This window comes from Hamadaea sp., from assembly GCF_013362815.1.
Lineage (GTDB): Bacteria > Actinomycetota > Actinomycetes > Mycobacteriales > Micromonosporaceae > Hamadaea.
This window is the reverse complement of record NZ_JABFVK010000093.1, coordinates 1-15,551: the sequence shown is the minus strand read 5'-3', so window position 1 is coordinate 15,551 and position 15,551 is coordinate 1. Positions and strand designations below refer to the sequence as shown.

Below are 15,551 nucleotides of genomic sequence, written 5' to 3'. Positions count from 1 at the left end.
CGTCGTGACGGTCAGCTGCTCGATCGCCTGGAGGAAGTTGGCGATCTCGTAGGTCGCCTTCACCGGGTCGACGACCTTGAAGTAGAGCACCGTGTCGATGGAGACCACGAGGTTGTCGGAGGTGATCACCGGCTGCGGCGGGAAGCTCACCACCTGCTCGCGCAGGTCCACCTTGGTGCGTACGGCGTCGATGAACGGCACCAGGATGTTCAGGCCGGGCGTCAGCGTCCGGTGGTACTTGCCGAGCCGCTCGACGACGTCGTTGCGCTGCTGCGGCACCTGGCGTACCGAGCGCAGCAGCGTGATGACCACGATCAGCGCCACGATCCCGATGACGAGATATAGAAACACCGTGACTGGGTTGTCCATGTCAGTCCTTCCCCACCTTCAAGGTGGCACCGTCTACCTCGATCACGCGGACGCGATCCCCCGGCTCGTACGCGCGACTCGCGTCGTGCGGCCGCGCCCGCCACAGCTCGCCGCTCAGGTTGACCTGGCCGTTCTCGGCGTCGACTCGCTCCATGACGACGGCTTCGGAGCCGAGGATGGTCGAGACGCCGATCTTGACCTGATGTGAGCTGCGATAGAACCGGTTCTTGATCCACGGCCGCACGAAGAACAGCGCAAGCGTCGACACGACCGCGAAGACAATCACCTGAATGCCGATGTGCCCGCCAAGCACCCCGGCCAGTCCTGCCGCGGCCGCACCGGCGGCCAGCATGAGCAGGACGAAGTCGCCCATGAAGAGCTCGCCCACGACGAGCGCTCCGGCGGCGATCAGCCACCAACCCCAACTCTCCACACGTTGATCGTGGCATGCCGGGGCAAGTCGCGTACGCCCGCCCCGCAACCGCCGCACGAGGTGGGCCGTTCGGACTCACCCGACCCGGCCGTTCCGCCGACCGTGATAACGGCTAGCGTCGGCGCGGCGTTGATCGGACGAACCCCGCACAACTTGCCGAATTGCCGAACCTCGGAGGTGCCCGTTGCTGCCGCAGACCTCGCTCGCCCTCGACCAGCTGGTGGCCCGCGCTCAGGCGGCCGGACGGGCCCCGTGCGTGGCCGCGGCCGTGGTGCGAGCCGGAGAACTGGCCCATGTGGCCGGCGCTGGAACGGTCCTGGACCAGCCGGCCGACGGCGCTTCGGTGGCGAACGTCCAGTTCCGGATCGGCTCGATCTCGAAGACGATGACCGCCGTATTGCTGCTCCAACTGCGCGATCAGGGCCTGCTGTCGCTGGACGACCTGCTCTACCGCCACCTTCCCGGTACGCCGGTCGGCAGCAACGTGACGCTGCGCCAACTGCTGGCGCACTCGGCCGGGCTGCAACGGGAGCCGGACGGCGCCTGGTGGGAGCGCACCGACGGCGGTGACATCGATCAGCTCCTGGCGGCGTTGACTCCGGAGAAGCTGGCCCTGGCCCCGCACCACGGCTATCACTACTCCAACCTGGCGTACGGGCTGCTCGGCGCGGTGCTCCACCGGGTCACCGGGCTCACCTGGGCCGAGCTGCTCCAGCAACGCGTCCTGACTCCGCTGGGAATGACCCGGACGAGCTACCACCCGGCCGACCCGTTCGCCCCCGGCTACGTCGTGCACCCGTGGCTCGACACGCTGCGGGAGGAGCCGCGCTCGGACACCGGCGCGATGGCACCGGCCGGCCAGCTTTGGTCCACGCCGGTCGATCTGACGAAGTGGGCGGCGTTCCTGTCCGACCCCGACCCCGCCGTCCTCGACCCGGCGACGCTGCGCGAGATGTCCGCTCCGGTGGTGATGAACGACCTGGACACCTGGAGCGGCGGGCACGGCCTCGGCATCGAGCTCTACCGGGAGGGCGAACGCGTCTACGTCGGCCACGGCGGCTCGATGCCCGGCTACCTCGCGGCCCTCGTGGTGCACCGCCCGAGCCGCACCGGCGTTGTGGCGTACGCCAACGCGTACACGCTGCACGGGAAGTCGTTGGGACAGCTCGCGTTCGACATGATGGCGACCGTTCTGGACGGCGAGCCCGAGGCGATCGCGCCCTGGCGGCCTGGCGCGGCGCCGTCGGCCGACGTGGCCGATCTGCTGGGCCGCTGGTGGTGGATGGGCCGCGAGTACGAGGTCCGGCACGACGCTGCCGCAGGCCAGCTCGTGCTCGCCTCGGTGACCCGGCCGCGCCCCGAGGTCCGCTTCCGCCCCGAGGGCAAGGACGTCTGGCGTGGCGTCTCCGGCGAGCACGACGGCGAGGTCCTGGCCGTACTTCGGGACGGCGACGGCGTACCGGAGGCGCTGGACATCGCGACCTTCGTGTTCCGCCGGGTCCCGCTGCTCGGCGACTAGCCGCCGATCACCTGCCGAGGAAGCTGATCAGGGTCGCCGGGACACGACACGCCGGTCGACCACGCCCGATAGTTCATGATCGTGCAGAAGAGGGGGCGGGTCAGTCGGTGGGGGTGGTGACGAAGTCGATCAGGCGCTCCACCGCCCCGATCAGCGGCGTCTCCAGATCGCGGTAGCTGTCGACCCGGCTCAGAATCCGCCGCCACAGCTCCACGGGCTCCGCCACGCCCAGGGCCGCGCACACGCCCTCTTTCCAGGGGACGCCGCGCGGCACCTGCGGCCAGGCCGCGATGCCGACCGACGCGGGCTTCACGGCCTGCCAGACGTCCACGTAAGGGTGGCCGGTCACGAGCACGTGGGGGTCGGTCACCGCGGCCACGATGCGGCTTTCCTTGCTCCCAGTCACCAAATGATCGACTAGTACGCCGAGACGGGCGTCCGGCCCCGGGGCGAACTCGGCGACCCGGCGCTGCAGGTCGTCGACGCCGTCGAGGGGTTCCACGACGACTCCCTCGACGCGGAGGTCGTCGCCCCAGACGCGTTCCACCAACGCGGCGTCGTGCAGGCCCTCGACCCAGATCCGCCCGGCCCGCGCGACCCGGGCGCGCTGGGGTCCCACCGCCACCGAACCGGAGGCGGTCAGCCTCAGCCCGGTGTCGGCAGTGGACCGGGCCGGGCGGGTGAGCGTGACGGTGACGCCGTCCAGGAGGAACGCGGCCGGCTCCAGCGGGAACAGCCGCCGGTTGCCGTGCCGGTCCTCCAGGACGACGGCCTGGCCTTCGAAGCCGACGACGGCTCCGCAGAACCCGGAGTCCACGTCCTCCACGACCATCTCGGGTTCGGCCTCGTGCACCGGGATCTGCCGCCGGGGGCGTCGGCCCCCGGAGAGCACGTCGTCATAGCGTCCCACGGGGGATCATGCTACTGGCGGCTCGTCCTCCGGCCCGGTACGCAAGGCCAGCCGGTCGAGCACGAAGACGCCCACCACCGCGATCGCCGCCGCGACGAGGAGCCAACCGGGAATCGGGTACAGCCAACCCACGAGCGAGTCCATGCTCCGGGCGTAGCCGAACTGGGACATCTGACGGAAAGCCCAATACTGCAGGCTGCCGTACTCCTCGTCCTTGGTCACCAGGAGGGTCCAGAGCACATCCTGCGCCTGCACCACCCAGGTCAGCAGCGCGATCAACGCGACCACCGGAGCCGCCGTACGCCACGCGCGCCACGGACGATCCTGAGTGGACAATCCACGGAACAGCACGGCGGAGAGCACGAGCGCGGGGATGCTCAGCGACGAAGGCGGGATCGCCCGCAGGAAAGCCAACACGAAGTTGTCGCCGCTGTCCGGCCGCCACAGGTGGGCGTACGCGTCGACCATGAACGGAGCGATCCCGGCGAACAGCCACGGCGCGAACGGCAGGAGCAGCAAGTGGCTCCGCGATCCCAGGGGGCGCAACGCGCCGATGCCGAACCCGGCGAGCGCGGCCGCGCCGACGCCGACGACGGTGGAGACCAGGGGCGGCGCCCAGGTGAAGAACACCGCCGCGGCGAAGTTGTGGGGCAGCTCGCCGAAGTCGGCCAGCCGAATCAGCCAGGGACCTAGGCCGAGCAGTCCAAGCAGCAGAACCCCACCGCCAACGACGGCGGTCGCGATCGTCGGCCCCGGCTTGGACGGCGGCTCCGTCTGCTCTACGCGTACCAGTCGGGCTTGGAGAAAGACCACGGCGGCCGTGACCAGAATGCCGAGAATCGCCAGCACGAGCAGCATGACCACACCGCCGGCCGCGGCGAGCCCGAAGCGGGCGGTCTGGAAGGCCTCGCTGTAGATGAGATAGACCGGCGGCGCAGAATCGCGCGGCCCGCGCAGCATGAACGGCAACGCCAGGGACTGCATCGCCACCGCGACCGAGGCTGCGCCGAGGACCAGCGCGACCAGCGCCCCGGAGACGGCGACCCGCCGGCCCGCCCGCAACACCAGCAGGTACGCCACCGCGCCGATGCCCGTCAGCAGGCCGAAAGAAGCAGCGAGCGTTATGAAGAAGTTCCCGGCCACCGGATGTTCGATGTAGGTGCGCATGGACTCTCCCGCCACGGCGAGGAGCCAGGAGATCGCGACGGCGGTCGAGGCCAGTGCCGCCAGCGGCAACGCGAAGCCGATCCACACCAGACGGCGGCCGGTGCGCCCGGACCGATGCGCGAGGTACGCGACCCCGCCGCCGATCAGGATCGCGATCGCTGCGGCCGCGAGCCCGATCCCGATGACCGCCACCGCGCCGACGCCGTAGAAGCGATCGAGGTGACCGTAATTGTCGAGACCGATGAACTCCGGGTCGTCTTTGTAGAACCTGGCGTCGTGCAGGCTCGTCCAGAACAGGCGCGCTGTCGGCACGACGTAGCCGGAGCACAACAGGAGAAACGCGGGGATCACGAGGAGCAGGCCGAGCAAAGGCGTACGCCGCACCGGCGTCGGGGTGTCTACCACGGAACCACATCGTAGGTGATGGCTGTCCAGGGCGCTGGAGAGCGTATCCTGAGCAGCATGTCTGCTGCGGCGCACTCGGTCGCCCTCGCCGAACGCCGCTCGGCCCGCTTCGTCGCGTGGTGCCGAGCCTGGCGCGCGGGCCTCACTTCGTTCGACGACGCGATCGACGCGATCGAGTCGCCGCCCGACGGCGCGGCCGAGGAGCACGTCGCCACCGACCTGCCCGGCACCTGGTCCGATCTGCCGCTCCGGGAAGCCCTCCCGCATCTGCGGCAGTTGCACCCGGACGAAATCCGGCTGACCCTGCCCGCTCCGGGCGACCCCGACGGGCTCGGCCCCGGCGAGTTCACCGGAGCCGCCTTGGTCGCCGGGGAAGGCGTACTGGCCGGCGTGCTGGGCTTGGCGCCGCAGGCCCAGGAACACGTCTCCGGCTCCGGGGACGTCTTCACGACGGTGCGGTGGACGGCGTACCGGTTGCCGCCCATGCCGGCCGCCGGTCCGAAGCCGACGGTGCGCCAGACCGAGGGCGAGTTGTCGGTAGCCGTCCAGGACACCACCGCCAAGCTCGCCAAACTGGACGTCGCCCGCTGGCGGCCCGAACTGGCCGGCGCGATCAACGCCCTGCGGCGGCCGACCGAAGCCGATCTGCCCCCGGGCTACGACGTTCCGGCCCGGCGGCTGTACGCACGGGCACTGCTGCTGGAGCGCGTACTGATCCTCGCCGGGCAGGAAGCCCCGGGCGGTGCGCTGAACAGCTTCGAGGCCCAGCAACGCGACGACGCGTTGCGGCCGCTGGCCATCGCCTGCCGGCGCGGCGTCGCGGCCGCCATCAACTCCGAACTCGTCCTCTAACGCCCGTTCGGCGCTTTGCCCGCTTGTGGCGCGCGCTTCTCGGCGCTTTTTCCGACGCGGCGCGCGTGCTCAGCGCGTTATCCGGGATAACGCGGCTATCGCGCGGCTCATAACGACGTTATCCCCGGATAAGGCTTCCCCGAATACGGCGATGATCTTGGCTCGGCGTCGCGCCCAGATCAGATCTCGCCGATGAGGTCCGCGACCGAGCCGACCACGCGCGAGGGCCGGAACGGGTACCGCTCCATGTCCTCCTTGGTGCTGATCCCGGTCAGCACCAGGAAGGTCCGCAGGCCCGCCTCCAGTCCACACAGGACGTCGGTGTCCATCCGGTCGCCGATCATCGCCGCGGTCTCCGAGTGCGCGCCGATCTGGTTGAGCGCCGAGCGCATCATCATCGGATTCGGCTTGCCCACGAAGTAGGGCTCGATCCCGGTAGCCTTCGTGACGAGCGCGGCGACCGAGCCGGCCGCCGGGAGCGCGCCCTCGTTCGAGGGGCCGGTGGCGTCGGGGTTGGTGCAGATGAACCGCGACCCGTTGTTGATGAGGCGGATCATCATCGTGATCGCCTCGAAGCTGTAGTTGCGGGTCTCGCCCAGCACGACGTAGTCGGGCTTGTAGTCGGTGAGGATGTAACCGGCGTTGTGCAACGCGGTCGTCAGACCAGCCTCGCCGATCACGTACGCCGTCCCACCGGGCCGCTGATCGGCCAGGAACTGCGCCGTCGCCAGGGCCGACGTCCAGATCGCGTCCTCCGGCAGGTCGAAGCCGAGCCGGGTCAGCCGGGCGTGCAGATCCCGGGGCGTGTAGATCGAGTTGTTCGTCAGGACGAGGAACGGCTTACCGGAGGCGCGCAGCCGTCCGATGAACTCGGTCGCTCCCGGCACCGGCACGCCTTCGTGCACGAGCACGCCATCCATGTCGGTCAGCCAGCTCTCGATCGGCTTCCGCTCGCTCATCCGCACACACCTATCCGCGCCTCGCGGGCACCGGGCAGCAGCCGGCCCCGCACGTCTGTATGGCCGAAAGCCTACCGAGCCCCAGTGTCGGCCGTGTGTCGGACGGTGGGGTTCGCCCGGCCGGCATCGCCTCGCGTACGAGATCGGTGATCATCCTCACGAACCGGGGATCGGTGCCCGGGGTCGCCGCGCGGGCGTACGCGAGACCCAGCTCCGCCGAAGTTGCGGCCGCCTCGTTGTCGAGGTCCCACACGACTTCGAGGTGGTCGGAGACGAAGCCGATCGGGCTCACCACGACCGCCTTCTCGCTGAGCGTACGCAGATGGTCGTTCACGTCCGGCTCCAGCCACGGCACCTGAGGCGGGCCGGACCGGGACTGCCAGACGAGGTCCCAGGCGAGGTCGGGCGCGGCCCGTTCGGCGACCAGCCGGGCGACCTCCCTGAGCTGCTCCTCGTACAGATTTCCTTCGGGTCCCGCAGTACGCGCCATCGAGAGCGGGATCGAGTGCGCCGTGAAGAGGATCCGGGCCGGGCCGGGGCCCACCTTGGCCAAGGCCGCCCGGACGGCGTCCACCTGCGGCTCGATGAACCCCGGCCGGTCGTAGAAATGCGGCAGTTTCGCGACTTCGGGCGCGCCCGGGCCGACCTTCGCCCGGGCCGCCGCGATGTCTTCCAGGTACTGCCGGCACGACGAATATCCGGCGTACGCACTAGTCGCCAGGGCCACCGCATGCTGTACGCCGTCGTCGCGCATCTGGGCGAGGGTGTCGGCCAGCATCGGCTGCCAGTTGCGGTTGCCCCAGTAAAGGGGCAGGTCGACGCCCTGGTCGCGGAAATCGGCCTCGACCGCCCGCAGCAGCGCCCGGTTCTGTTCGTTGATCGGCGAGACGCCCCCGAAATGCTGGTAATGCCGGGCGACCTCGAGCAGTCGCTCCTCCGGGACGCCGCGCCCGGCGGTGACATTGCGGAGGAAGGGCATCACGTCGTCGGGGCCCTCCGGACCGCCGAACGACAGCAGGAGAAAGGCATCTACTGGCACGAGGCCAGACTAACCAGCCATAGCGTGATAGCCACCGTCGACGTGGACGATCTCACCCGTGGTGGCCGGGAACCAGTCCGACAGCAGCGCGACGACGGCCTTGGCGGCCGGCTCGGCGTTGGTCAGCTCCCAGCCGAGCGGAGCACGGTTGGCCCACGACTCCTCGAACTTCTCGAAGCCGGGAATCGACTTGGCGGCCATGCTGCGCAGCGGCCCGGCCGAGACGAGGTTGCTGCGGATGCCCTGCGGGCCGAGGTACTGCGCGAGATACCGGCTGGCCGACTCCAGCCCCGCCTTCGCCACGCCCATCCAGTCATAGACCGGGTACGCCACGGTCGCGTCGAAGGTGAGCCCGACGACCGAAGAGCCCCGGCCCATCAACGGGAGCAGCGCCGTGGCCAGCGACTTGTACGAGTACGTCGAGGCGTGCACCGCCGCGGCGACGTCCTCCCACTTCGTCTCGAGGAAGTTGCCGCCGAGGGCGGACTGCGGCGCGAACCCGATCGAGTGCACGACGCCGTCGAGCGTCGGCAGGTGTTCGCGTACCTTGTCGGCGATGCCGTCGAGCTCCTCGGCGCTGGTCACGTCGAGCGGGATGACCGGGCACTCCTTGGGCAGCCGCTTGGCGATCCGCTCCACAAGCGTCGGCCGCGGGTACGCCGTCAGCACAATCTCGGCGCCCTGCTCCTGGGCCACCTTGGCCACGCTGAACGCGATGGACTGGTCGGTGATGACGCCGGTGACCAGGATCTTCTTGCCTTCGAGCAGCACGCTTTCTCCCTCGTAGTCGCGATGGTGGTTCGTCGGTGGCCGTGAGTTCGCGGCCGTGAGTCAGTGGCCCATGCCGAGGCCGCCGTCGACCGGGATGACCGCCCCGCTGACGTAGCCGGCACTCTCCCCGGCCAGCCAGGTGCACACCCCGGCGACCTCGTCCGGCGCCGCGAACCGGCCCAGTGGAATGGCCTTCTTGTACTCCGCCTGACGCTCCTCGGGCAGCTTCGCCGTCATGTCGGTCTCGATGAACCCGGGCGCGACCACGTTGGCTGTGATGTTGCGGCTGCCCAGCTCGCGGGTGATCGAACGGGCCATGCCGACGAGACCGGCCTTGCTGGCCGCGTAGTTGACCTGGCCGACGCCGCCGTAGAGGCCGACCACCGACGAGATGAAGATCATCCGGCCCCAGCGGCCGCGGACCATCTTGGTCGACGCGCGCTTCGCGCAGCGCCAGGCCCCGGTCAGGTTGGTCTCCAGCACCCGGCCGAACTGGTCCTCCGACATCCGCATCAGCAGCGTGTCATCGGTGATCCCGGCGTTGGCCACCAGCACCTCGACCGGGCCGAGCTCCTGCTCGATCGTCGCGAACGCGGCGTCCACCGCAGCCGGGTCGGTGATGTCGCAGGTCACCGCGAACAGGTCCGGCGAGGTCGCCGGGTCCCACGTGCCGCGGTGGGTGATCGCCACCCGGTCCCCCTGCTTGGCGAACGCCTGAGCGATCGCCAGGCCGATGCCGCGATTGCCGCCGGTGACCAGTACGGTGCGAGCCACGCCTGCTCCCTAATGCGAGTTCGATGAGCTTCCGCGGATGAGCCTAGAGGCCGCCGAACAGGACACCACGGCGAGGGCGATGCAGAAATCCGCCGACAGATCTTGTAGGTTTCCCACAACGTGACTGAGGGGCCCAGTGCCGCCCAACCGGTCGGGTGATCTTTGCGGCGAGTCGGGTGACCCAAGTGGAACCCGCACTAGAGCAGGAGCTATCATCTCGGTCGGGACATTCGTCCGTTTCCGATGAGGACGCGCCCACCGGCGCCCGGCCCGCAGGAGGTGATCGCTGTGCGAGATAGCGATCCTTCCAGTCGTGGCTGGGCCGCATTCCGCGGATAACTCCGCGACCCGCGCCCCGCTCGCCCCGCACCTGCTCCGCCCACCGGCGGGGCTACAAGTGTGCTGGCCCGGGCATTGCTCAGCCATGACGTTCAGCGGCCTGCCTCGCGCAGGTGACTCGTTCTGTGCCCGAACCGGAACCCCGCTGGAGTCCACCATGAGCCGATTCCTCGCACCACTCGGATTCACCCTCGCGTGTCTCTGGGTCTTCACCCTGTTCGTTCTCGCGTCCCGATAGCCCGATAGCGGCCGCTATTTGGCCCCTGGCTGCGTTGCTCGCCCCCTTGTTGCCCTGAGGCAACGGCGGGGACGTGCGCCTTGCCAGGAACCAAATATCAGCCGCTCTCGTCTCTGCGCGACAAATACTCATAGGAAAACCGCGCTGGGGGCGGCCGCCGCAGTGAGGCGGCGGTGCGTGCCCGGCTGCGGATCACGGTTATGCGTGCTTCCGCGGGGGTGGGTGGCATGCGTAACCGTGATCCGCATGGGTCGGGTGCAGCAGGGCGCGCGGCGCAGCAGGTGGCGGCGCAGGGGCGTCAGGGGAGGCGGGAGCCCCAGAGGAGGGACAGGCCTGCTGCGCAGAGGCCGAAGAGCAGGGCGGCCGCGGCGGCCCAGGCGGTGACTTCGCGGGTCTGTTTGCGGTGGCCGACGGAGGAGCCGAGGTCTTCGTAGACCTGCTTGAGCTCCCGTACGCTCGCCGCCTCGGCGAAGTAGCCGCCGGTGGACTCGGCGAGCTGAGCGAGTGCCTCGCGGTCGACTGGAACTCGTTGCGGCATACCGCCGATGTCGACCATGCCGTCGTCGGTGCCGAAGGCGATGGTGGACACCGGCACGTTCGCCTCGGTCGCTGCGGCGGCGGCGTCTTCTACCGGCCGGCCGGCGGTCCGATAGCCGTCGGAGAGCAACAGGATGCGGGCCGGCGGCGCGCCTTGCACCCCGTCCGGCGGCACCGTGCGGATGGCGTCCAGCGCAGTGAAGACCGCCTCACCGGTCGCGGTCGCCTCGTCCAATTGCAGGCTCTGGATCGCGTTGACCACCTGCTCGCGGTCCTTGCTCGGGGAGACCAGCACGTTCGCCGACTTGGCGAACGACACCAAACCCAGGTTGTACGCGGCCGGCACCTCGCGGGTGAAGCTGATCGCGGCTTCCTGGGCGGCCTGGATCCGGGACGGCTCGACGTCCTTGGACTCCATCGAGAGTGACACGTCGATGGCGAGGACGATCGTGGCCCGTTCCAGCGGCACCCGCATCGCGAGGGCGGGGCGGGCGGTCGCCAGCGCCAGAGTGAGCAGGCACAACAGCAGAGCCGCGGCGGTGATGTGCCGCTTGTAGCCGATTCCCTTGGGCGCCAACGTCTTCAACAGATCCACATTGGAGAAGCGGACGGCGTTGACCCGCTTGCGGTACTGCCGGTAGACGTAGCCGGCCGCGACGGCCACCACCGGCAGCAGGAACAGCAGCGCCCACGGCTGCAGGAAACTCACCATGTAGCTACCCCGCTCCTCAGCGAACCTCGGCCCGCCGGTTGTGCCGGTGCCGCCGGGCCGCGACGAAGTTCACGATGTCCAGCAGCCAGTCGCGGTCGGTGCTCAACCGCAGATGCGCCGCACCCGCCGTACGCAGTGCGCCGGCGACCTCGGCCCGCTGCTTCGCCGCCGCTTCGGCGTACGCCCCGGCTAGGCGCTCGTCCACGTCGACCTCGTGCACCTGACCGCTCTCCGGGTCCGCGACCTCGATGACGCCCACCGGTGGCAGCTCCAGCTCTCGCGGGTCGACCACCTCGACGGCGAGGATGTCGTGGCGTACCGCCAGCCGGGACAGCGGACGCTGCCAGGGCTCGGGGTCGCCCAGGAAGTCTGAGATGATCACGACCAACCCCCGTCGCCGTGGCGGACGCATCAGGCCGTCGAACAGCTCACCGAGATCGGCCCGCCCCGGGCGCATCTCCAGCCCCGCGATCGCGTGCATGAGCGACTGAGCGCCGCGACGGCCACCGCGGGCCGGGATTCGGCGTACTCCGTCGCCTGTGCACACCAGGGCGCCCGCGCGGTTGCCGCCGCGCACCGTCAGGTGGGTCATCGCGGCCGCGGCGGCCAGCGCCACGTCCCACTTGCGCATCCGGGCGGTGCCGAAGTCCAGACTCGCCGACGCGTCCACCGCCAGCCACGTCTCCAGCTCCCGGTCCGCCTCGGTCAATCGCACATGAGGCACGGTGGTACGCGCAGTGACCGGCCAGTCCATCCGGCGTACGTCGTCGCCCGGACGGTATTCGCGAGACTCCCCCGCCTCGCTCCCCGGTCCGGGGATCAGGCCGAGGTAATCCCCCTGGAGCAGCCCGTCGAGCCGGCGGGTCACCTGCAGGTGCAGGCGCGCCAGCACAGCCGTCTGAGAAGCGGAGATCACCGTCGGTCGGCCTGCTGCCGGGGCGCCACGGTGGGCAACGGAACGGTGTCGAGAATGCGCCCGACGATGTGGTCCGGCGGGACGTCGTCGGCGAGCGCGTCGTAGCTGAGTACCAGCCGGTGCCGGAGGATGTCCGGGGTCAGCTCCTGGATGTCCTGCGGCAGCACGTAATCCCGGCCGCGCAGCAGGGCGAGCGCCCGGGCCGCCCGGACCAGGCCGAGCGAAGCACGCGGGCTCGCGCCGTACTGGATCAACTGCGCGACGTCTTCCATCCCGTGCTCCGCCGGGGCGCGCGTCGCCGTCACGAGGCGTACGGCGTAGTCGACGAGGGCATTGTGGACGAACACGTGATCCGCCCGGGTCTGCAGGCCGATCAGCTCCACCGGTGAGAGCACCTGAGCGGCCGAGGGAGCGGCGACGCCCATCCGGTAGACGATCTCCCGCTCTTCCAGGTCCGACGGGTAGCCGACCAAGACCTTCAGCAGGAACCGGTCGCGCTGCGCCTCCGGGAGCGGGTAGACGCCCTCCTGCTCGATCGGGTTCTGGGTGGCCATCACGAGGAACGGGTTCGGCACGTCGTGCCGCCCGCCGCCGAGCGACACGTGCCGCTCCGCCATGACCTCCAGCAGCGCCGACTGAACCTTCGCGGGCGCTCGGTTGATCTCGTCGGCCAGCAGGAAGTTGACGAACACCGGGCCGAGCTCGACGTCGAAGGACTCGGTGGACTGCCGGTAGATCCGGGTGCCGACGATGTCGGCCGGGACCAGGTCGGGTGTGAACTGGATACGCGCGAAGGTGCCGCCGACCGTCGCGGCGAGCGTCTCCACCGCGAGCGTCTTCGCCACCCCCGGTACGCCCTCCAGCAGGCAGTGGCCGCGGGCGAGCAACGCCACGAACATCCGCTCCAGCAGCATGTCCTGCCCGACGATGACCTTCTTGACCTCGAAGAGGGCCCGTTCGAGCAGCGAGGCGTCCTGCGCCGGGGCCACCAGGGCAGCCTCGCCGTTGGGAGCGCCGCCGTGGGAAGCACTGCCGTTGGGAGCGCTGCCGTTCACGGATGTGCCGTCTTCGGCGACGAGGATGCTCTCGGCGAGATCGAGATCGGAACCGAGACTCTTTTCCGTCACTGATCGCCTCCAGAGAGTGACGCGCCTACCCGCATAAGAGTGGCATAAGGGAACAATTGCCACCAGGACCGCCGCGCGGGCTCACCAAACGGCGGCCCGATGAGACCGATCAACGGCCGGATGCGGCCGATCAGGCACACCGCAGGACTGGACACAGACCCCGCGAATATGGTTAGTATTTCCGCGTCGCCGGACGACTTCCCCCGTGGTCGTCCGGCGCTTTATCTCTACTGCCATGACTACTCATTCCAGCGATCAGCCGGATCGCATCTGCTCCGCCAAGGGCTGCCGTAAGGTCGCGGCCTACGCGTTGAGCTGGAACAACCCCAAGTTACACGAGCCCGAGCGGCGAAAGGTCTGGTTGGCCTGCTCCGAGCATCGGGATTCGCTGGCGGCGTTCCTGGACGCCCGCGGCTTCCTCCGCGCCGTCGATCCGCTCGCGTAGATTCTCTAGGCGTGACGCAACCCGTGGCGGACGCCCTCCAGCCCTGGCCCGACACCGTCGACTGGCACCCCGTCTCGCCGCGCCTGGCCACGCTCCAACGCGTCGAGGTGCTGCTGGGCCTCCTCGTGCCGGTCGCCGCGGCGGTCGCCGTCTACCTGATCTGGGACTGGATCTGGGCCCTGCTCATCGGCGGCGTGTTCGTCGTCGCAGCACTCGTGCGCATCGTGCTGATCGGGCGGAGCGTGCGCTCGTGGGGGTACGCCGAACGCGACGACGACCTCCTCGTCCGCCACGGCCGCATCGTCCGGCATCTCAGCATCGTCCCGTACGCGCGGATGCAGTTCGTCGACGTCAGCGCCGGACCCTTGGAACGGTTGTTCGGGCTGGCCACGGTCCAGTTGCACACCGCCGCCGCGGCCAGCGACGCCCGGGTGCCGGGCCTGGTTCCGGCCGAGGCCGCCCGGTTACGGGACCGGCTGACGGCGCTCGGGGAGATCCGGACGGAAGGGCTGTGACGGACCTGCCGCGGCGTCGGCTGCATCCGCTGTCACCGTTCCTCCACAGCATCCGGCAACTCGTCGCGCTCGTCGCGGTCATCTCCTGGCAGGGCTTCGCCAACCTCGGGGTCGCCCGCTTCCTCGGCGTCGTGGTGCTGATCCTGATCGGCGCGGTCATCTTCTCGGTCGTCACCTGGCGGTTCACCGGCTACGAGGTGACCGGCCGGGAACTGCGGATCTACGAGGGCACCTTCTCCCGCCGCGTACGCACGATCCCGCTGGAACGGCTCCAGTCGGTCGAAGTAGTCCGGCCGTTTCTGGCGCAGCTGACCGGGCTTGCCGAACTCCGCCTCGAAGTAGTGGGCGGAGGAAAGGCGGAAGCACCGCTGGCCTACTTGACCGTCTCCGAAGCCAGCTCTCTGCGTACCCATCTGCTGGAATTGGCGAACGGCCCGGTCGTGCGCGCGGAGAGCGAGCCGCACGGACCGGAGCCGGTCCTGTACGCGGCGCGGGACGAGGATCTGTTGCTGAGCCAGGCGCTGACGCCGGAGGTGATCTTCCTGCCGATCGCGGCGGCGTTCGTCGTCGTGCAGTTCGAACTGGCCGGGAGCTTCGGCTTCATCGCGATCGCGAGCATGGTCACCGCGTTGATCGGCGTGCTCGTCCGCCCGGTACGCCGAGTGACCCGCAACTGGCGGTGCACGCTCACCGAGCGGGAGTCGCGGTTGCACGTGCGGCGGGGGCTGACCGAGACGCACAGCCAGACGGTGCCGGTGCAGCGGGTGCAAGCGGTGACGGTGACCTGGCCGCTGATCTGGCGGCCGAAACGCTGGTTGAAGGCCACAGTGGACATCGCCGCCCAGGGTTCACAGGGCTCGGACCCGGACGACCACGAGGCCACTACGCTGCTGCCGGTCGCCACGCTGGACGAGGCGCGCGAGGTGATCCCGTGGCTGCTCCCGCGGGTCGCGGGCGAGCTCGCGCCGGTGGACATCGCGGCGCTGCCGCTCAGCGGAGTGCCCAGCCGGGCGGTCTGGCTCGCGCCGCTGGCCCGCCGAGTGCTCGCCGCCGGAGTGACGCCGCACGTCTTCGCGACCGTGGACGGGCTGCTGACCCGGCGACTCCGGCTGGTTCCGTACGCGCGGATCCAGTCGGTACGCGTCCAGCAGGGGCCGATGCAGCGCCGTCTCGGGTTGGCCACCGTGCATGTGGACGTCGCCGGTGCTCCCCCGGCGTCGGCTCCCGAACGCGACCTGGCTGAGGCGTTCGAGCTCGCTCGGGAGCTTTCCTTGCGCGCTCGCCTCGCCCGCTCGGCCTGACCCGCGCCTTGCGCGCTCGCTCGGCCTGACCCGCGCCTTGCGCGCTCGCTCGGCCTGACCCGCGCCTTGCGCCTTTCGCGCTGGATCAGTGATCTGGGTCGAATCTTGCGCGAAATACGACCCAGAACCGTGATCCAGCGCCCAACGCGCGCAGCGAAAGCGCCCAACGCGCGCAGCGAAAGCGCCCAACGCGCGCAGCGAAAGCGCCCAACGCGCGCAGCGA

16 protein-coding genes are annotated in these 15,551 nt (G+C 69.8%); 5 read left to right on the top strand and 11 right to left on the bottom strand.

Features of this window, described 5'->3' with window-relative positions:
* Together HOV77_RS30960 and HOV77_RS30955 are read right to left on the bottom strand one after the other, a co-directional pair.
* The coding region (locus HOV77_RS30960) for an SPFH domain-containing protein (protein WP_290868648.1) at nt 1-369 on the bottom strand (369 nt) is incomplete at its 3' end.
* A 1-nt stretch (nt 370) separates the two neighbouring features.
* Nucleotides 371-802, bottom strand: coding sequence for an NfeD family protein (locus tag HOV77_RS30955; protein WP_290868646.1), 432 nt, complete (start codon nt 800-802; stop codon nt 371-373).
* Between the two features lie 184 nt (nt 803-986).
* Between HOV77_RS30955 and HOV77_RS30950 the strand changes: the two genes are divergently transcribed.
* The gene (locus HOV77_RS30950; RefSeq protein WP_290868643.1) at nt 987-2,321 is read left to right on the top strand and encodes a serine hydrolase domain-containing protein; all 1,335 of its coding nucleotides are present in this window, start codon (nt 987-989) and stop codon (nt 2,319-2,321) included.
* A 100-nt stretch (nt 2,322-2,421) separates the two neighbouring features.
* On the opposite strand, the gene HOV77_RS30945 is transcribed toward HOV77_RS30950, so the two are convergent.
* Together HOV77_RS30945 and HOV77_RS30940 are read right to left on the bottom strand one after the other, a co-directional pair.
* A complete protein-coding gene (locus HOV77_RS30945; protein WP_290868640.1) occupies nt 2,422-3,231 on the bottom strand; it encodes a DUF3097 domain-containing protein in 810 nt (269 codons plus the stop codon).
* A 6-nt stretch (nt 3,232-3,237) separates the two neighbouring features.
* Complete coding sequence (locus HOV77_RS30940) at nt 3,238-4,803, bottom strand: hypothetical protein (protein WP_290868637.1); 1,566 nt, start codon at nt 4,801-4,803, stop codon at nt 3,238-3,240.
* A 57-nt stretch (nt 4,804-4,860) separates the two neighbouring features.
* Between HOV77_RS30940 and HOV77_RS30935 the strand changes: the two genes are divergently transcribed.
* Entirely contained in the window at nt 4,861-5,655 is a 795-nt protein-coding gene (locus tag HOV77_RS30935; RefSeq protein ID WP_290868634.1) for a hypothetical protein, read from the top strand.
* A 179-nt stretch (nt 5,656-5,834) separates the two neighbouring features.
* Here the strand turns inward: HOV77_RS30935 and HOV77_RS30930 are convergent, their stop codons facing one another.
* From HOV77_RS30930 to HOV77_RS30900, 7 genes are all read right to left on the bottom strand, one after another.
* Entirely contained in the window at nt 5,835-6,614 is a 780-nt protein-coding gene (locus HOV77_RS30930) for an HAD-IIA family hydrolase (protein ID WP_290868632.1), read from the bottom strand.
* Nucleotides 6,615-6,624: 10 nt separating this feature from the next.
* On the bottom strand, nt 6,625-7,653 hold the full coding sequence (locus tag HOV77_RS30925) for a ferrochelatase (protein ID WP_290868629.1): 1,029 nt from the start codon (nt 7,651-7,653) through the stop codon (nt 6,625-6,627).
* Nucleotides 7,654-7,662: 9 nt separating this feature from the next.
* Entirely contained in the window at nt 7,663-8,424 is a 762-nt protein-coding gene (fabI, locus tag HOV77_RS30920; protein WP_290868626.1) for an enoyl-ACP reductase FabI, read from the bottom strand.
* Between the two features lie 60 nt (nt 8,425-8,484).
* Nucleotides 8,485-9,198 carry a 3-oxoacyl-ACP reductase FabG gene (gene fabG, locus HOV77_RS30915; RefSeq protein ID WP_290868623.1) on the bottom strand — a complete coding sequence of 238 codons (714 nt, stop codon included), beginning with the start codon at nt 9,196-9,198 and terminating at the stop codon, nt 8,485-8,487.
* Nucleotides 9,199-10,073: 875 nt separating this feature from the next.
* Nucleotides 10,074-11,024 (bottom strand): VWA domain-containing protein, encoded by a 951-nt coding sequence (locus tag HOV77_RS30910; RefSeq protein WP_290868620.1) that lies wholly within the window; start codon nt 11,022-11,024, stop codon nt 10,074-10,076.
* A 16-nt stretch (nt 11,025-11,040) separates the two neighbouring features.
* Nucleotides 11,041-11,940: a DUF58 domain-containing protein gene (locus HOV77_RS30905; RefSeq protein ID WP_290868617.1), complete on the bottom strand. Its 900-nt coding sequence runs from the start codon at nt 11,938-11,940 to the stop codon at nt 11,041-11,043.
* Nucleotides 11,937-12,932 (bottom strand): AAA family ATPase, encoded by a 996-nt coding sequence (locus HOV77_RS30900; RefSeq protein WP_290868651.1) that lies wholly within the window; start codon nt 12,930-12,932, stop codon nt 11,937-11,939. Before HOV77_RS30900 ends, HOV77_RS30905 begins: the two co-directional genes overlap by 4 nt.
* A gap of 370 nt (nt 12,933-13,302) precedes the next feature.
* On the opposite strand from HOV77_RS30900, the gene HOV77_RS30895 reads away from it, so the two are divergent.
* Genes HOV77_RS30895 through HOV77_RS30885 form a run of 3 tightly spaced genes read left to right on the top strand, consistent with a single transcriptional unit; the run spans nt 13,303 to nt 15,328 of the window.
* The gene (locus HOV77_RS30895) at nt 13,303-13,512 is read left to right on the top strand and encodes an acetone carboxylase (RefSeq protein ID WP_290868614.1); all 210 of its coding nucleotides are present in this window, start codon (nt 13,303-13,305) and stop codon (nt 13,510-13,512) included.
* Nucleotides 13,513-13,523: 11 nt separating this feature from the next.
* Nucleotides 13,524-14,027 carry a PH domain-containing protein gene (locus HOV77_RS30890; RefSeq protein ID WP_290868611.1) on the top strand — a complete coding sequence of 168 codons (504 nt, stop codon included), beginning with the start codon at nt 13,524-13,526 and terminating at the stop codon, nt 14,025-14,027.
* Nucleotides 14,024-15,328, top strand: coding sequence for a PH domain-containing protein (locus HOV77_RS30885; RefSeq protein WP_290868609.1), 1,305 nt, complete (start codon nt 14,024-14,026; stop codon nt 15,326-15,328). The genes HOV77_RS30890 and HOV77_RS30885 overlap by 4 nt, the downstream gene beginning before the upstream one ends.
* The last annotated feature ends 223 nt before the right edge of the window (nt 15,329-15,551 follow it).